Annotated in this window: 15 protein-coding genes; all 15 read right to left on the bottom strand. The window is 37.7% G+C overall.

Going from position 1 to position 18444, the window contains the following annotated elements; genetic code table 11:
• Nucleotides 1-28: 28 nt before the first annotated feature.
• The gene (locus CLOAM_RS01140) at nt 29-1195 is read right to left on the bottom strand and encodes a glycosyltransferase (protein WP_015424008.1); all 1167 of its coding nucleotides are present in this window, start codon (nt 1193-1195) and stop codon (nt 29-31) included.
• Nucleotides 1192-2466, bottom strand: a complete 1275-nt coding sequence (locus CLOAM_RS01145; RefSeq protein ID WP_044278776.1) for a glycosyltransferase — start codon at nt 2464-2466, stop codon at nt 1192-1194. Before CLOAM_RS01145 ends, CLOAM_RS01140 begins: the two co-directional genes overlap by 4 nt.
• On the bottom strand, nt 2463-3215 hold the full coding sequence (locus CLOAM_RS01150) for a class I SAM-dependent methyltransferase (RefSeq protein ID WP_015424010.1): 753 nt from the start codon (nt 3213-3215) through the stop codon (nt 2463-2465). Before CLOAM_RS01150 ends, CLOAM_RS01145 begins: the two co-directional genes overlap by 4 nt.
• The gene (locus CLOAM_RS01155) at nt 3212-4675 is read right to left on the bottom strand and encodes an oligosaccharide flippase family protein (RefSeq protein WP_015424011.1); all 1464 of its coding nucleotides are present in this window, start codon (nt 4673-4675) and stop codon (nt 3212-3214) included. Before CLOAM_RS01155 ends, CLOAM_RS01150 begins: the two co-directional genes overlap by 4 nt.
• Complete coding sequence (locus CLOAM_RS01160) at nt 4668-6116, bottom strand: glycoside hydrolase family 10 protein (protein ID WP_015424012.1); 1449 nt, start codon at nt 6114-6116, stop codon at nt 4668-4670. The genes CLOAM_RS01155 and CLOAM_RS01160 overlap by 8 nt, the downstream gene beginning before the upstream one ends.
• Nucleotides 6113-7453 carry an exodeoxyribonuclease VII large subunit gene (gene xseA, locus CLOAM_RS01165; RefSeq protein ID WP_015424013.1) on the bottom strand — a complete coding sequence of 447 codons (1341 nt, stop codon included), beginning with the start codon at nt 7451-7453 and terminating at the stop codon, nt 6113-6115. Before xseA ends, CLOAM_RS01160 begins: the two co-directional genes overlap by 4 nt.
• Nucleotides 7454-7902: 449 nt before the next feature.
• On the bottom strand, nt 7903-8475 hold the full coding sequence (locus tag CLOAM_RS01170; RefSeq protein ID WP_015424014.1) for a nitroreductase family protein: 573 nt from the start codon (nt 8473-8475) through the stop codon (nt 7903-7905).
• 587 nt (nt 8476-9062) lie between these two features.
• A complete protein-coding gene (locus CLOAM_RS01175; RefSeq protein WP_015424015.1) occupies nt 9063-11060 on the bottom strand; it encodes a hypothetical protein in 1998 nt (665 codons plus the stop codon).
• Entirely contained in the window at nt 11060-12310 is a 1251-nt protein-coding gene (locus CLOAM_RS01180) for a hypothetical protein (protein WP_044278777.1), read from the bottom strand. Before CLOAM_RS01180 ends, CLOAM_RS01175 begins: the two co-directional genes overlap by 1 nt.
• A 1-nt stretch (nt 12311) precedes the next feature.
• On the bottom strand, nt 12312-13817 hold the full coding sequence (locus CLOAM_RS01185) for a hypothetical protein (protein WP_044278778.1): 1506 nt from the start codon (nt 13815-13817) through the stop codon (nt 12312-12314).
• 313 nt (nt 13818-14130) lie between these two features.
• Nucleotides 14131-14898 carry a ribonuclease III gene (rnc, locus tag CLOAM_RS01190; protein WP_015424018.1) on the bottom strand — a complete coding sequence of 256 codons (768 nt, stop codon included), beginning with the start codon at nt 14896-14898 and terminating at the stop codon, nt 14131-14133.
• A gap of 34 nt (nt 14899-14932) precedes the next feature.
• The gene (gene fabF, locus CLOAM_RS01195; RefSeq protein WP_015424019.1) at nt 14933-16174 is read right to left on the bottom strand and encodes a beta-ketoacyl-ACP synthase II; all 1242 of its coding nucleotides are present in this window, start codon (nt 16172-16174) and stop codon (nt 14933-14935) included.
• 167 nt (nt 16175-16341) lie between these two features.
• Nucleotides 16342-16575 (bottom strand): acyl carrier protein, encoded by a 234-nt coding sequence (locus CLOAM_RS01200; protein ID WP_015424020.1) that lies wholly within the window; start codon nt 16573-16575, stop codon nt 16342-16344.
• Between the two features lie 45 nt (nt 16576-16620).
• Nucleotides 16621-17370, bottom strand: coding sequence for a 3-oxoacyl-[acyl-carrier-protein] reductase (gene fabG / locus CLOAM_RS01205; RefSeq protein WP_015424021.1), 750 nt, complete (start codon nt 17368-17370; stop codon nt 16621-16623).
• 36 nt (nt 17371-17406) lie between these two features.
• Complete coding sequence (gene fabD, locus CLOAM_RS01210; RefSeq protein WP_015424022.1) at nt 17407-18339, bottom strand: ACP S-malonyltransferase; 933 nt, start codon at nt 18337-18339, stop codon at nt 17407-17409.
• Nucleotides 18340-18444: the final 105 nt, after the last annotated feature.

Genomic DNA, 18444 nt, shown 5'->3' on the forward strand with positions numbered 1-18444 from the left:
TGAATTATAGAGTTGAAGAAAATGAAAGTTATTTTTGCAGAATGTTTTGGTAAATAGCGGTTATCTTTTTACATATTACAGGAGGGGAATAGTTTGTGATACATATTTCTCTGATGCGGGCAGGGGAATAGTTATTAATGTTTTCTTTCATTTTCAGCATTGCTTCCGCCATCAGAAAGGGCTTTTTTGGAGGAATAAGAATTCCTGTTTCCGGGGTAACGATATCTCTTGGACCACCACAATCAGTTGCCAAAGTTGGTTTTCCACAAGCCATTGCTTCCAGAAGAACCAAACTGAAGGATTCAATATGGCTGGGAAGAATGTAGCAATCGCATTTTTGATATTGTTCCAATGCCTGCTGAGGAGTAAGATAACCCAAAAGATGGAGGCGGTGTTCCAAATGGTATTTAGTTATTTTTTGTTTAATTTTAGACCTTAAATAGCCATCTCCTCCGATGTATAAATCGGCATCTAATCCTTTTTGAACCGCCAAAGCAAAGGCATCTACCAAATCCATAACTCCCTTAGCATAAGTTAAAATGCTTAAAGAAAAGAAAGAAAAGCATTTTCCCTCTTCTTTATCTGCCGGTTGGTAAAAATCCGTATCCACTAAATTGGGGATTACTATACTTTGAACAGAGCAGGAAGAAAGAATTTGTGCTTGGAGAAATCTGCTTACAGCCAAAACAGCGGACGCATTGTGTAACGGCAAAGTGATTTTTTTAGAGACCTTATTCCTGATAACATATTCCGGAAAAGGAAATGGACCGCTATGTTCACTAATGATATAGGGAATTTTCCATTTTTCCGCTAAGCGAAAAGCAAGAAATCCTGCCGGAAAAGTTACATAGGAATGAATAATATCAGGTCGGGAAAGAGAATCCAATTTTTTCACTAATGCTTTTATATTGCCATAAAATAACCTGCTGGTCCAGGTAAGATGAGGGATTTTAATTTCTTTCAGGTTGGGAGTTATGTTACGGGTTTCGGTTTTGGCAGTTAGGTAATTAACAATCTTGGAGACAGCAGCAAAGGGATGTCGGATTTGCAATTGATATTCATTCTGTCCCCAATTCAGGATTTCATATTCATAGTTGCTGTTTCGGGAAAGAGCAATTGCCTGGTCAAGAAAGAATCTTCCAGCAGTGGGTTTTTGCGGATAGGGATACCAGGAAGGGATAATTAAGACCTTCATTGTTCCAATGCAGAAAAGACCTCAGCCAGTTTTGCCGTAAGTGCCTTGCGTTCAAATTGCTGAATATAATCCCATTTGGGTTCCGTTTGCAGCTTGTCTTTCTCCCAAAGCCGATAAAGGTTTCCTAAGGTTTCCTTTATAGAATGGATGGAAGAGGAATCGGCAATAAAAGCTGTATTTGCGGGCTTAAGGATATCTGCTGCTGCCCCTGAGGAATCTATTATAGCCAGAATGGGTTTTCCGCTACGCAGATATTCAAAGACCTTTGCTGTAACAATTGCTCTTTGAGCTTCTCCGGAACCCAAATACAATAAAAGAACATCTGCAGCACGAAGAATTTGAATGCTATTCCGATGATTGATATAACCGTGGAAATGGACAATTTGATTTAGTATTGGATCGGTTATATATTTTCCCAGCACGAAGTTACGAAAGTTTCTGCCATAAATTTCCACGGCAATTTTCCGGGGGTTAAGACAACCTTCCTGAATTAACTCTAAAATTGCCTGCCAGAGAATATCAGGTTGGAGTTCATCGTAAAAACTACCGGTGTAAATAATGGTAAATTTGGCATTCCTGATTGGAGGCAATGAAACGGGGAAATCTTTCTCATCATAGCCATTGGTGATACAGACGAATTTGTTTTTATCTAAATAGGGATAAAGATGTCTGAATTCCTCTATCATAACCGAACTTACACAGATAACTTGATCAGCACGGGTTACTATTTCCTTTTCCCACCTGTTCTCTATTGCGGTAACCCAATCAGGAGGTTTTAGATATTTTCTGCCAATACCGAAACTCCAGGGGTCTCTAAAATCCAGGCAGACCTTTGTCTGATAATGCTTTTTCAGGTATTTGGCTAAAAAAATAAGAGAATAGGGCGGAACTGAAACTAAAACCTGATTGATATTGTTGGTAGCCATAATTTTCTTTAGCTTATGAATCGCAAATGGTAACCACAGGATTTCTCCATCCGGAATAAAAACATTTCTGCGCAGGAAATTGACTATTTTGTTTAGCTTTAAGCCCCAAAGCAGTTTATAAAACCAGTTAATATCCAAAGCGAAAGTGCGAAAAATTTTTACTTTATTAGGAAGTTCACGCAGAAGAGTATAATCTCTGGGCTGTTTTAAAAAACGGGAATCAGCACAAAGAATAACAGGTCTAAAACCAAATTCCGGTAAATATTTGGCAAACTTCAGTCCTCTTTGCACTCCGGAACCGCCTGCAGGAGGGAAATAATAAAAAATTAAGAGCACATTTTTCATAGTTCTTGTGTTTTCCTGATAAATAAACCCATATACCAATAAGGTCGGGGATGCACTAATAACCTGTTAAGTAAGTTAATTCCTTTGGTGAGAAGGGATTTGTTTATTTCAAACTTTTCTTGCTGACAACGGGAACATTTCAAACCGCTGGCAGGATTAAACCATTGTTTTAACCAGCGTTGTTTGATATTAAGCAAAAGGGGTATAAAATCACGATTCAGAGGACCAAATATCTCCCTTTTTTTCAGATAAAATTCCGGAGCAAGATATGTAGATAAAGTTTCTTCTGAAAAGGACTGTAAATGTCCATAAGGATGTTCTATAAAACCGCAGTTAGCACAGCGATAATATAGTTTTTCCAGCTGTTCCTTATGGGGAACACTGATAATTATATATTTTTTGGCTACCCGTTTAAGTTCCGGAAAAGCTTTCTGCAAGGAGGCATTATCCAAGTGTTCCAAGACCTCGTTACAGATTATAACATCAAAACTTCTATCGGGAAAAGGAATTTCCGTAACAGAAGCTTGAACTGAAGGACACTGCAAATACTTTAGAGCTGCAGGTGAAATATCCAAACCTGTAACTTGATATTTAGCAATAAGTTTGTTTGTAATAATGCCATTTCCACAACCCGCGTCCAAAATGGTTTGCACATCTGAAGGAAGAAGAGCAAGAAGTTTTGCAATTCTTAAATCCGCTTGTTTTTCAGGATCGTAATTTTCCCAGGTGGCTTCTGCCATATAGTTCATTTTTTAAACCTGCTAAGGAGATCGGTTAACATTTCTCTTACCAGTTGCACATCATAATCCAAAATTACTCCGATTTTTCTACCTAAAAAGAGATAGGCAACCGTAAAAACAACGCCTCCTGTAAGTAAAAAGGGAATTGTGCTATTTCCCAGCTTTATTATCAACACGCAGATTATAGAGCATATAACTGTTAAAACGGCATTTTTAGCTATTTTTTCCAGCGGGAAAAAAGCCATTAAATTCAATTTTAAGACCTTGGCAATCTGAATAAGATAAATAATTACCGAGAGCCAGGTTACAATTACCGTAGCAAAAGCGGCACCTTTCATCCCGAATTTAATTATCAGAAGATAGTTTAAGATAGCATTGGAAATGAGCAGAAACAAAGAATTATACATAACAAAGCGGGTTTTTCCGAATGCCTGAAACAGGATTCCGTAAGTGGCAATGCGCAAAGGCAACAAAAAGAGGTAAATTCTAAAATAAATAGCGGACTCAGCATAGAGCTTTCCATAAATAAGAATAATTGCAGGTTCTGCAAAAATATAGCACAAAGCCATTAACGGAAATACTAAAATAGTATTCTTGCGAACCGCTCCACTATATAAAATACCCATCTTTTCAGGATTACTGGAACTCAAATGAGGTAACAAAACAGAATTTATAGAATTAGCTAAAATGCCTACAATCGGGAATTCCGTAGCTCCTATAGAAAACACGGCAAACTTTTCCGGCGAGAAAAATGCCGAAACCATAAATTTATCCAGTTGAATACTCATCATACCAATTATAGAAGATAAACCCAAAGGTAAAGAATAACTCATAAGTGTTTTGAAAGAGCCGAGATCAAAACGAGTTCCTTTAGCTTTAAATTTGGCAAGAGAAATCCTGGCATAAAGCCATTGTAAAAAAGCAGAACTAATTACACCGCAAACAATAATAGTTAGATTACGCGTAAGAAAAGCGGAACCAACAATCAGAATAAAATCCGCAATAATGGCAAAAATGGTAAAGGTAGCCGCTTTAAACGGTTGTTTCAAGCCCAGCATTACGGAACTGAAAAATTGGGTTACAAAAAGAAAAACGGGATAAAGAGCATAAAGAATAAGCAGTTTTTCCAAAGCAGGATTATTGAATAAAGTAGCAATTGGTTTACGGAAAATAAGCAGGCAAAGCGCGAAAATTAAACCCAACAGCGAAATTAAATTCAGGCAACGGGTAATTAAAGCATTTTGTTTTTCCGGACTTTCCGCTTTGGGAAGAAAATAGAGCATACTTTGAGGAATCCCTAAAAGCAGAAGAGTGGAAAAGGTAGTATAAATCAAGAAAAGCTGACGATAACTGCCAAGTTCGGAAGGAGTTAATAAATGAGCTAAGGCAATTCCGATTACGGCTTTAATTGCCAAACGGAAAAATTCCGTTGCCGAAAGGATACCTGCCTGTTTAGGAAGTTCACTCATTGGGCGTAACTAATTCTACCGGAATAAGATATTGAAAAGAGGATTTTTCCTGATAGAGATGGACTATATAATTTCCCGGTTCAAGGTTAGCGCTTATTTGGGGATTGATGATATTCAATATCTCTCTATTTTCCCCTTTCTGATAAAAGCGTTGGTTGCTAACAAGCAGTGTATCTTTATATAGTTCCCAGTTCCAGAATCCATCTTTCGGGATTTTTAGGTGCATAATAATTTCACTGTTCAAACGGGTCAATTTGGCTTCAGCAGGATATTTTGGTTCAGAGAAAGTTATTTCGTTTAGTTTAGGGGAGATATTTTCCCTGGGATATTCCTTTTTTTCTGGAAAACTTAAGCGAGCAAGCTGAACAAAAGCATTTCCTTTTTGCAATCCTGAATAGCTGAATAAAGAAACACCGGCAAAACCCAAATCACGCGTTAAAGTAATTTTCTTTGCTATTTCTTTTACATTGTAGGAATTACCATTTCCAACAGCAAGGGAATTTCCATTTCCATTCCAGGCACGCAAACCGATTACTATTTTTTCCTTCATTTGCAGAAGTTTAATTTGTTCCAGTTGTTTCTTGAATTTTGCATATTGGACATCATAAGCCATAGGATAAACACGATCAATAATACCTTTTTTAAGCCAGGATTGCCAGTCCTGAGCATAATCAACATTTGCCTCGGCAATATCGGGAACGACAGCAGCAGTTAATTGCAAAGTAGGATTTATTTCTTTCAGTTGAAAATAAGCATTTTCCACAAAATTAGTTACTTGCATTATGCGCCATTCGTTATAGGTTATTTCTTCCTGATTTTGGCAATATTCATTATAGCGGGCAAGAGAGACAGGATGAAAACCTAAATCGCTTTCAGGATAACGAATATAATCAAGATGAATTCCATCCAATTCCGGATAACCTCCTGCCAGATTTCCCAAAATATTAAGCAGATATTCCTGCACTTCAGGAATTCCCGGATCAATGAAATAACCGGATTGGCGGTCAATATTCATCTGAGAACCGTTGAAATTGTAAGTAATCCAATCCTTGTGATTATTGTAGATATAGTTTTGCTGAATATAACTTTGTTCCCTTGGAGTAGCATTAAAAACCACTACCCAGGCCTGCACTGCCAGTCCTTTTTGATGAGCTTTTTTCAGAATATAAGCCAATGGATCAAAAGAAGCATCTTCCAGGATATAACTCTTCGGTTCGGGATTGGGATAAAGATAAGCACCTTTGGATGTATCAAAAAGAGCATCAGCGCGATAACGAACTTCCACTAAAAGTTCATTTTGGTTGCAGGAAACCGCTGTTGCAATTACTTCATCAATAGATTCTTCGGTAGCAATATCCCAAGGTAGAACCCAAACGGAACGGATTTCGGCATTTATTTTCACAAACAAAATGGTAAACAGAATAAAGAAACCCTTTTTCACTCTCTTTTTTCTACCTTATTTACAGTCGTTTCCGCAATGCCATCGGCAAAATCCAGGGAGAGATTTTCCCCTTCAGAAACCTGTTTTATGGAACTAATTAATTTACCTTCTTTGAAAGCCATAATCCAACCTTTACTTTGAATACTGCGAGGAGAGAGTTGTTCTAAAATTTCGCTTAGGGAATTCAGGCGATTGGTTTTGCATTGGAGTTGGTTATTAATTTTTTCATTCAGCTGATGCCAGGTTAAATTACAATCGGCTTTGGATTTAGCCAGACAGAGTTCAATTCTGCTATTCAGTTGTTGCATAATGTTATTTGCTTTCATTTCAAATTGTAAACGCTTTTCCGGAAGTTGTTTAAGTGCATTGTTTAAAGCCATTTCTGCCATATCAAAGCGCTGTTGAAAACCTCTCCAAACGCGTTCCGGATGGTATTTTGCCAGCTCCAGTTGCAGATTTAAAAGGGGAGTGCGTTTTCCGGTAAAATTATTTTGGACAGATAAATCCAGCCGTTTTTTCAGCGAAGCAAGCAAGTTTAACAGGTCTTTTTTATCGGGAACTGCAAGTTCAGCCGCAGCTGAAGGAGTGGGAGCTCTCAAATCAGCTACAAAATCAGCCAGCGTAAAATCAATTTCATGACCTACTGCTGATATTACAGGAAGGGAAGAAGCGTAAATGGCTCTGGCTAATGCTTCATCATTAAAACAGAAAAGATCTTCCTGAGAACCGCCACCACGAGTGATAATTATAAAATCAACATCCCTGGTCTTATTGAAATACCTTATTCCCTGAATAATTTGAGGAGGAGCATCAGAACCTTGAACCAGAGCGGGATAAACTATTAATTCCACAGGATAGCGGCGTTTTATGATATTTATTATATCCTGAAGCGCTGCACCTGTAGGAGAAGTGATTATTCCAATGCGGTCAGGATATTTGGGAAGGGGCTTTTTATGTTCTGCTGCAAAAAGTCCTTCCTTTTCCAGTTTCTTTTTCAGCTGTTCAAATTTCTGCTGTAAAAGTCCCATTCCTGCTTCTTGCATTTTTTGCACATTCAGATTATAATAACCGCCTTTTTCGTAAACAGTTAGCTTGCCGAAACAGATAACCTGCATTCCATCAGCGGGTTGAAAAGTTAAAGAAGCATTGGCACCCTTGAAAAAAGTGCAGCGCAAGGTGGCATTTTCATCCTTCAGGTTGAAATAGATATGACCAGAACTATGACGAATAAAACCAGAAATTTCACCCATTACAAATACCGGTTGCAGGGATGTTTCAATCACCTGACGCACCTGGCGGGTTATTTCATAAACACTATAGATTATTACATTTTCCATTTCAATACCAAAATCTAAACATAACGCTATTTGTCAATTCTAATACCATTTTCTTCTTGATGAGTCCTTTATGTCAGAAAAAATTATTTCCTTTTGGAAAATGCTATTATTGTTAAAACCTCTATGAATTCCTGATTTCACAGGAATGACAAAAAATGTATTTCTGCTTTCGCAAAAATGACATTTAAATGGCAGATATTAACAACGGGTTTCAACCCGGTGAAAAGTGAATTATAAAACATCTTATCTCTTTTTTTATGAATGAGTTCCGTAGGAACGGCAGATACTATAAAAGGGTTTCAACCCTGAGAAGAAAAGTCAAATTTGGCGTTTTGTTCGCTGAATTCAGAGTAGTTATAAATTAAGGACATATATTTTTCAGAGTTCTGCGAACTCTTTGGCAAATTATAATTTATCAACCCATTTTTCTACAACTGAATATTATAATCTTAGTAATTGATAATCAAATCTCTGATTTTGCGTTTCGGAACATAATGAATTCCTTTTTCATCACGCCAATATTCAATTTTTCCCTGTTCTGCAACATCTTCTATAACAACTGTTTCTGCAGGATAGCCCAAAGCAATAACCAGCATAATTTCCATCTCTTCGGGCAAAGAAAAAGTATTTTGAACTTCCCGTTTATCAACTGAAGCCAGCATACATCCACCAAAACCATTATCCACAGCGCTTAAGAGTATTGTCTGAGCAGCAATTCCGGTATCAATAAACACCATTTTTGGGCTATCAACCGGCGCTAAAATAATAATATAAGCAGAGGGTCTTTCTCCTTTTTCAGGTCCATTCCAGTTTTTTAAATAACTTGCCCACTTCAAATGGGGAAAAATCAAATCGCATTTATCCTCTTCATAAATAAGGAAATAGCGCAATTTTTGCAGATTACCCGCACTGGGAATGTATCTGGCTACCTTTATGAGCTCTATAAGTTGTGCCCGAGTTAACCTCTTTTCTTCGTGAAACCTGCGATAACTCCGATTGCGATAGACAAGGTCAAAAATCATCTTTCTCTCCTTAAAAAAAGTTCTATTTCTGTGTCTATATATAATTATAATGCATACTTGCGCCTTTGACCAGACATTTTTAGTGACAGTAATATAAATATCAGATTGAGAATGTATAAATATTTATTTATCTCATTTTGATTCCTGCTTTCGCAAGAATGACAAATGGCTTACTATTCAAAAATGATATCAGCTGTTGTAACCAAAAATCAACCCCCAAATTAACAGCAGGTTTAAGGCAAATTCAGATTTCGGAATAAATGACATCTATTATATATATCTGCTTGTTAATCAATTGATTATCTGTCTTGCCTATCAATGTTAAATTCCAACACCTAACTTATTGATAATTAGTCAGTTCTCTAACGACTCCGTAACACTTCCGTAACACTGCCGTAATCTCGTTACGGGATCGTTACTTGGTTGTTACTGAATCGTTAAATTGTTCCGAAAGGGAAAAAATATCGCTCACCGCTGGCAAAGCTATAATAGGAAAGCAAATTAAACGGATTTTAACGAATTCACACGGATTTTTTTATTAGCAGTCCATCTTTTTTCAAGATAACTAATTCATTCTCTATTCTTCATTACAGCAGTCCCCATCTTCTTCTTAAGAACAGTTCCGCACAGAAGGTTAAAATAAACAGGGAGAGAATATACCACTTTTTATAGAGGGGGATTTCTTTGCGGGAAATTTGTTCTACAGGTTTGGCAGGAACGGGATTAAAGGTATTTAGATTGCTTTTGTATAATAATTTTCCACCTGTTTCTTTAGCGAGCCAGGAAAGAAGTGACAAATTATAGCCATAATCTCTTGTTTCAATAGATGTCTCGGAGAGTTCAAATTTGCCTTTGGTGCTTTTTCCTGTTTCCTTGTCAGAGATTTCAAAGCTGTAGGTTCCTGGTTCTGTAAGTTGAAGAGTGATAGCATATTCATCACCTTCGCGTTTCAGAAAATCGGTATAGACCTCTTTATTATTTTTATCCAGAATACGAATGCGAGGGTTAACATCCAAACGACTTTGGCGAATTTCGTCTTCACTACGCAGACGGATACGAATTTCTTCACCCCGAAAATAACTGTTATTGTAAATAGCGTTATAAGTTCCTGTGCTTTTATTACTAAGCCAGGTTAAACAATTACTGATTAATTTTGTGTAACCATCATCTCCGCTTTGCATTTGCCAACGCCAAAGGTTTAAAGTTGCAAAAGCCAGAGAGCGTGCAGTTCCTGTAGTTTGAACAACAATTGCCGGAGAATTTTGCGGATTATTAATAGTAGCTAAAATTTCACTACCCGGGCTGGCAGTTACATAATAATAATCCAGCGGTGGAATATCTTTGGCATTTAAGGTTAAACTATTCAGCATAGGATAGTTAGCTGAGACAGGCGTAGGAACTATGAATCCTTGATAAGTAGAAGTAATATTGGATTTTTGAATTGGCAAAAGAGAAGCTAATTCGTTTACGGGAAGTCCCTGATAGAGGATTCCCACTCCTTTATTATAGGCATTTTGTATAAAACTTACCGTAGCATTATCCAAATTGAGTATTCCGTTATTGATAATAATTAAGGCAGCTAAGTTATTCGGTTCAAGTTTATTAACTAACACTTCTCCGCTATAAAGACGCCCGTTTCTATTCAGATAGCTTTCTGCTGTCCAACGGCTATTTGTTGCAATAGCATCCAGAGTGAATTTATTATCCCAGGCGGGCTTATCGGAAATAAGGATAATCCTTTGTTTTTCTGCGAGCACTTCAATAGCTCCAGGGTAGATATTATTGTTAATTTGGCTTTCATTTGGCAAAGCGGCAACTTCCACTTTCCAGGGGAAAAAACCGATGCTGTTAAACTTATGGGTAAAATCCACATTAGCGGTTATGCCTTTTTCCAGTTTCAAGTTTTGGCGTGAGATAATTTTATTTGCCATCAACAAACGGACTTCTGCAGGTCCGCTGTAATTTTGAGAGGAAATTTCGGCACGAATAGTATTGGGCTCATTTCTATAGGCATAGCGGTTACAACGCACATTCACTATTGCTAAATCGGGAGCAGGATTTTGAGAACTATCGGCTAAAACATAAAAAGGACAGCCCAATTGCTGAACTGCAGATAAAGATTCATCTCGCAACCAGCCATCTGAAGCAAGAACTACTCCTTCCAAATTGGTAAATACTTTTTGACGACTGAGTTCTGTTAAGGCAGGAGACAATAAAGTGTTATTTTTATCTCCTTCCAAGCCATTAGCAAAGGTTTTGTGAAGGACTTCATAGCCGCTGGCGGTAAATTTCTTTTCCATTTCCTGCCAAAGTGGTTTTAAATGTAGAGATTTGGTTGTGGAATTATGCTTTAAGTCCATACTTTGAGAAATATCTTCCAATACCAGTATTTGAGGTGCCTGTTTTTTGTGTTGAGTGTAATATAAGATAGGGCTCATCAACAACATTAGCAGCAGGAAAAGTGTAATAAACCTTAAAGCGAAAAGAATCCATCGTCTTGATTTGGTAATTTCGGGATTAGTTCTATAGTTCAGAAAGCCTGAAAATAAAAGTGCAAACAGAACTATCAGAACATATTTCAGCATTATAAATGAACCTTCATATAACTTCCTATGGCAATTCCTTTGGTCTTGTAACCGGGAATAAGATTTTTAACACTTTGCAAACCAAAACCGAATTCTACTACTTTACTGCTATAACCGATTCCATAGCTAATGCGCCAAGGATATTGACTGTTGCCAAAACCCACACCGATATTCAGAGGTAAATATTCCCAAGGCAAAAATTGAGCAGCTAAAGAAAATCTACCAATTCCACTGGTAGCAATAGAAGTTTTAAAACCCTGAAGATAATCTAAGGAGAAATTAGCCCAAGGTATTTTATATAGAGTACCCAAACGTAATTCTGGAGAAAGCTTGGTAGAATAAGAATCAATATCTACAGTTTCATTTGCGTAATCATAAAAGTCCTCGGAGATATTAGCCGCATAAACATCATTGGCAACCACTTTGATAGTTGTTTCTTCAGTAGTTAGAAACCAGTTTATTTTGCCAAAGAGGTTATCTAAAGTCAACCCTACTTCCAAATTGGGAGTGATATTACTTGCCAATCCCAACATTGCTTTTTGCCCGAAACCTCCCAGACCTGTATGTAAAACGATATCCTGTTTAACATCCACACCCTCCATTGAAGAACTGAAATAGCCGAAAAAATCGTCCAGATTGGCATTTCCTATTCCTACTAAAGCACTAACGGAAAAGCCGGCTCTAATGGGAGGAATAGTTTTCGGAATATAGGGAAGAGTAAAATTCCCCATTGCAAAGGTGATGTCAACATAACCAAGACCTCCGGCATCGGTTGTGCTTTTATCAAATACATACAAAGAATCGGTATTGCCATAAAGCAGAAGGTCAAGATACCTTTCCGAAAGAGCTAGTTTACCTGTTAAATGAAGTGAACTGGAAAGAGACATATTATCAAAGGCAAAACCTACAATGCTGATATTGCCTTCTAAAGCTGAACGCAGAGAACCATCAATCTTATTTAGGATTTTCTGTTTATCTATGTCGTTCAAAGTATCCCTGCTAACTACATAGTTATAGGTATCCAAGTCCAAAGAGTTATTATTTATGCCTATTCCTAAGTTCATAATCGGTATCCAGAAATCAATACCTTTTTTCTGTTGTAAATTGGCAGGATTCCAATAAGCAGCTTCAACTCCTTTAGCACGCAGCATATAACTATCGGCAAAAAAGACGGATTTACCTGTATTAAAGGCATTCAATGCAGTCAGAAACAGAAGGCAGAAGAGTAGTAACAAAGCTAACTTTTTCATTTTAGTCCTCCTTTTCAATCAACACGCGGGCACTCATCATTCCTTTGATATGAATGTAATCCATTGTGCTGGCGTGAATAATAACAGGAGTTTCTGTCTCTTCAAAGCTGAAAGCGAAACGCATAAAAACCTGCTCAGAAGTAAAAACATTCAGTTCATCTTTATTTAAGGTCAAATTCACATTTTGGAAATCCGGTTGTAGATTAGCACTATAAATTGCCGCTTCTTTCATAAAGTTGTAAGTGCTTGGGTTATTAGTATCTATTGCGGGTGTAGTGCTGAAGAATAATTTGGCAGATGCTCCTATAGGGAGTTTATTTTTGAGTTCTAAATTTAAGGAAGCATTTACTAAATTCTTTCTAATTCGCTCCCGGTTTTCTTCTGGAATGCTGAATTCCTGCTCTTCTGCTATAGTAATTTCGTGCGCGTGTAAAGTAAAAGTTAAGGGTGCACTTACAGTGTAAAATAAAAGCATAGTATCCGTAGGTCTTAACCTGCCTATATTTGTTCCACTGCTAATTAAAAATTGTCCATCAATAACTTGAATTGTAGTAGGCATAATCTGTAAAAGCTGTGCCACATTATGCCCGAACTGGATTTCAACAATTCTGGGACCTTCTTCCGTAGCAGGTTCTATTTGATAATTATTACCATATTCATCTAAGATATCAATAATCCTACTTTCCCCTGAGGAATTTGTTGCCTTTAGCTGTCCGGAAAAAACAGAACCGAAACCTAAATAGTTCTGCAAAGTAATTTGCAAATAGGCATCTTCCAGGTTAATTGCCTGATCAAGGCCATAAGGATAATCAATGTTAACCAGAGAACCTGAATCTTCCAGTCCAATAGGATAATTATTTAGAGTTCCTCTGAATTCTCCGAACTGAATTGTTTCGTTGGCTTGAAAATCAAAAGTAGCTACTTGCATTCCGGAAGGCATAGTAGGTGTAACCCGAAAGGAAAGATGTAATTGATTGATAACTTGGTCTGAATTTGCCACTCCTAAATGCAAACCTTCCAAATTTGTGGTTACCCAGTTTCCTAGGTTATTGGAAGTAAGAACAAGATTTTGGTTATTAGGCAAATAAAGGTCATAAAAAGTTAAGGTGATGTGTTCAACTCCGGGTTGCAAATTATTGAAACGACTTTTAAAAATACCTTCCGCTATTTCAGCATAAGCAACGCCAACTTTACCGTTTTGGTCTTCAAAAGGAATTGTAAGATCAAGCCCAGAACTCCAAATGGGAAGTCCCTCAACATTAACATTCGGTGTAAAAGGTAAGTCGCCAAATTCGTTTGTAGTTGCTTCTCCACTGGTAGTTACTGTCAAGACCTCATTTTCATCCACAACGATATTTACTGAATCCACCAGATCAGACACATAGTATCTTTCGTTGATGATAGGGATATTCAAATCCATAAACCAAGTGGGCATCGTAGGTTTTTTTACTTCGCAAGCGGTTAAAAGGATCAAGGCAATTATAAGCATAAGATAGATTTTTTTCATAAACACCTCCTTCCTTTGTGTTTAGGACTTGTCTTCTGCTTTTGCTAAATTAAGAACCGGCTTATAGATTATGTTATCTATACCGGAATTGACACCCTATATTCTGTATAAAAATAGAAATATACTTATTTCCTCTTTCGCTGAAATAGCTTTTTTAGATATAATAAGCAGTTGTTCCCTTAGAGCAAATTTTATACTCGTATCCTTGTTATATTCATTCTTTATTTTTCCTTAATGTCGTCATAAGTCCTCACTGCCAAACAAATTTGAGGATAGCATAAAAGTTATATAGGTGGTAACGACTCCTTACTTACTAAATACCTAATTTTTGGCAAGCCATCCTTGCTGCTTCCTGATGTGCATTTTTCTTGGTATTGCCTTTTCCCGTTCCTAAAAGTTTGTTCCCCCAACGGACTTCCACTACAAATGTCTTATGATGTTCAGGACCTTGTTCTGCAACAGTAACATAAGTAGGTGGCGGTTGATTTCTGCTTTGCATATATTCCTGTAAGATACTTTTATAGTTCACAAGTTCTTCCCTGGTAACCGTTTCCTGATAATTATTCAGAATATGATTACGGATAAATCTGGTGGCAGCAGAAATTCCACTATCCAGATAGATAGCACAAATAAGGGCTTCCATAGCATCCGAAAGAATAGAAGGTTTGGATGCGCCACCCGATTGCTGTTCTTCAGGGCTTAGGAGTAAATATTTTCCCAGGTCTATAGCTTTTGCTTTTAAGGTAAGATAGGTCTCGGAGACAATTTTGGATTTTAGCTTGGAAAGTTTTCCTTCCTGTTCATCAGGATGACGGGTAAAAAGTTCTTTACTAACGATAAAACCAAGAATGGAATCACCTAAAAATTCCATCCGCTCAAAAGGAGAAGGAGTTTTATGGTCTTCAAAATGACGATGCAGATATGACTTATGAGTAAGAGCGGCATATAATAAAGTGGGATCATGAAAGGTATAATCAATCTTTTTTTGTAATTGGGAAAGCGATTTTTCCCATTTAGGATACTGCTCCGTTATCTTTTTGGCATTGAAATAATCCAGAATACGGGAGATTATTGATTTCATCCGTTTCTCAAGCGTTATAAAACTCCATTTTTTATCAAGCGTAGCGTTTGATGATTATCGCGGAATTATGGCCTCCAAAACCTAAAGAATTGGAAAGTGCTATGTTCACAATATGTTTAACAGCTTGATTGGGAGTATAATCCAAATCGCATTCTGGATCGGGATGAGTTAAATTTATGGTAGGATGAATGATACCTGTTTCAATGCTCTTAATGCAAACTATGGCTTCAATTCCAGCAGCAGCACCTAACATATGACCTACCATACTTTTAGTGGAATTAATCTTCACTTGGTAAGCATAATCACCGAAGACATTTTTAATGGAAATGGTTTCGCCCTTATCGTTTAAAGGAGTAGAAGTTCCGTGTGCATTGATGTAATCAATATCTTTTGGCTTAAGTCCGGCATCCTGAATTGCCATCAGCATTGCTCTGGAACTGCCTTCTCCATCTTCCGTGGGAGCAGTAATATGAAAAGCATCTTCAGAAGCACCGTAACCAACTAATTCGGCATAAATTTTAGCACCTCTGGCTAAAGCATGTTCCAGTTCTTCCAAAACAAGAATGGCAGCACCTTCACTCATTACAAAACCATCGCGTTCAGCATCAAAAGGACGCGATGCCTTTTGGGGTTCATTATTACGCGTAGAAAGAGCTCGCATAGCAGAAAAACCGCCTACTGCCAAAGGAGTTACAGCTGCTTCAGTTCCACCGCTAAGAATAATATCTGCGTCGCCATATTGAATAGACCGAAAAGCGGTTCCTAAAGCATGATTGGCACTGGCACAAGCACTCATAACATTAAAATTGATACCTTTAAAATTATTTTCTATGCTGATATGGGCAGCTGCAATGTTGCCAATCATTTTAGGAATAAAGAAAGGACTGATACGACGCGGTCCTTGGGTGTAATTTTTAATGCATTCTTCTTCAAAGGTAAGAATACCTCCAATTCCTGCACCGGTAATAACTCCGGTTCTATCGGGATTAAAAGAACCGGGTATTAAACCTGCATCAGCAATTGCTTCCCTGGCAGCAATCATCGCAAACTGAGTGTATAAATCAAGCTTTTTAACCTCTTTATGGTCAAAGTGCTCTTCGGGATCGTAATTTTTTACTTCGGCAGCAATGTGAACCGGTAAATTACTGTAATCAAATTTGGAAATTAAATCCACTCCTGAGACGCCGTTAACTAATGACTCCCAGGTTTGAGCAACATTATGTCCTACAGGAGTGATAGCTCCTATACCGGTGATAACAACTCTTCGTTTATTCATAAAGACCTCATTATTGGGTTTTACTTACCCCTTTACTCTGAATTTTATCTCCATCTCCTTTCAACTGGCTTTGTAGTGAGGAACAAGATAAACTTCCGTAAAGGGTGGATACAATCCTGATACTTTTGCAGTGATCAGGATTGTTCCACATTAGAGGAAAGGGTATATTATCCCAGTTTTTCCTTCAAGTAGTCAATTGCTTGACCAACAGTGCGAAGTTTGTCCTGATCTTCATCCGGAATAGTAATTCCGAATTCTTCTTCAAATGCCATAACCAGTTCAACTGTATCTAAAGAATCGGCACGCAGGTCTTCAATGAAATTAGCGGAAGGAACAACCTGGGATTCTTCAACTCCCAGTTTATCCACTACTATCTGTTTTACTTTGGCTTCAATATCCATTATTCCTCCTATGTTATTGAAGTGTTTCTTTATCTTTGTTTTAGTTCAATGCATAGTTAAGCCACCATCAACTGCGACGGTTTGGCCTGTTATATAGCTTCCTGCATCGGAAGCAAGAAAGAGGCAAACATTGGCTACATCTTTGGGAGTGCCCATTTTTTGTAAAGGAATGGCTTTGGCATATTCGGCTCTGATCTCAGGACTTAAGGATGCTGTCATCTCTGTTTCAATAAAACCAGGAGCTACAGCATTTACGCGTATATTGCGACTACCGAATTCCTTGGCACAGCTTTTAGTGAAGGCAATCAGTCCACCCTTGGAAGCAGCATAGTTTGCCTGACCACTATTTCCTGTAATGCCTATTACACTGGCGATATTGATAATACAGCCATTACGATTACGCATCATATATTTAAATGCCTTTTGAGTGCAAATAAAGCTGCCTTTCAGATTTACATCCATCACCATTTGCCAGTCCTCTTCCTTCATACGGATGAGCAAATTATCGCGCGTAATACCTGCATTGTTGATGAGGCAATCAATAGTTCCATATTTATCAACAATATCGGCGAAGATATTTTCAATGTTTACGCTATCAGTTACATTTCCTACATAGCCATAAACCTGAAACCCTTTTGTCTTTAATTCTGCAACCGCTTTCTCTACGGTTCCAGCAGAAATATCAATAATTATTACTTTAGCTTTGGCTTCTCCAAAAGCAGTGGCTAGGGAAAAACCAATACCTCTCCCTGCACCAGTAATTACTATAACTTTATCAGAAAAATCCCAGTTCATTATTTCCCCATTAGTATAATTTTTATTTTTAGCAACTTAACTTGTAGCTGACACCACACCATCAATGTCTTCATATTTGTCAATTGAAAAAACTTCCACATCCTTATTGATGTTTCTAATCATACCGCTTAAGACCTTTTGCGGACCGAATTCTATAAAGCGTTGAACTCCTTGGTCAATCATATACTGCACACTTTGAACCCATAAAACAGGTGAAACAATTTGTCGGGCAAGGAGTTCTCTTTCTTCCTGTCCATTCATAACTGGTAGAGCAGTCACATTGGAAATTACGGGTATTTTTCCATCCTTAAAATCCACTTTCCGCATTTCTTCCATAAGCCAATCCTTGGCTTTGTCTATTAAAGGAGTATGAAAAGGACCGCCAACTACCAAAGGAATAACTCTTTTAGCTCCTTTGGCTTTGGCAATTTCACCCGCTTTTTGAACTCCTTCCGCGGTTCCGGAAATCACGGTTTGAATAGGAGTGTTAAAATTTACAGCTCTTACTAAACCGACACTTTCTGCTTCAGAACAAATTTCTTTTACCAAATTTGGCTCTAAACCGATAATAGCACTCATTGCAAAAGGGACACCGGCATTGGCTTTAATCATAAATTCACCTCTTTTATGCACCAAATGTAAGGCCTCCTGAAAGGTAATCATTTCTGAAGCGACAAGGGCACTGAATTCTCCCAAAGAGTGGCCTGCAACAAAATCTGCCTGCAGTTTACTTTTATTTTGAAACCCGTAAAGAGCGGAAATACTGTGAAATAAAATAGCGGGTTGAGTATAACTTGTCTGTTTTAGCGTCTCTTCTGGTCCTGAAGCCATTACTTCAGCCAAATTTGTGTTATGAGCTTTATCAAAGTTATCCAGAATTTCCTTTAAAGCAGGGTCTTTTTGAATAAAGTCATTTGCCATTCCTACATACTGAGAACCCTGACCGGGAAAAACAAAAGCTGTTTTCATTATTTACCTCTTTTGTGATTGGAGCCCGCTTTAGCTTCGCATCTTTTTTTTTGCGGAGGAACAGCGTTCTCTGATTACACATTGGTTGACAAAGATGTCAACCTT

Source organism: Candidatus Cloacimonas acidaminovorans str. Evry (assembly GCF_000146065.2).
Classification (GTDB): Bacteria; Cloacimonadota; Cloacimonadia; order Cloacimonadales; family Cloacimonadaceae; genus Cloacimonas; species Cloacimonas acidaminivorans.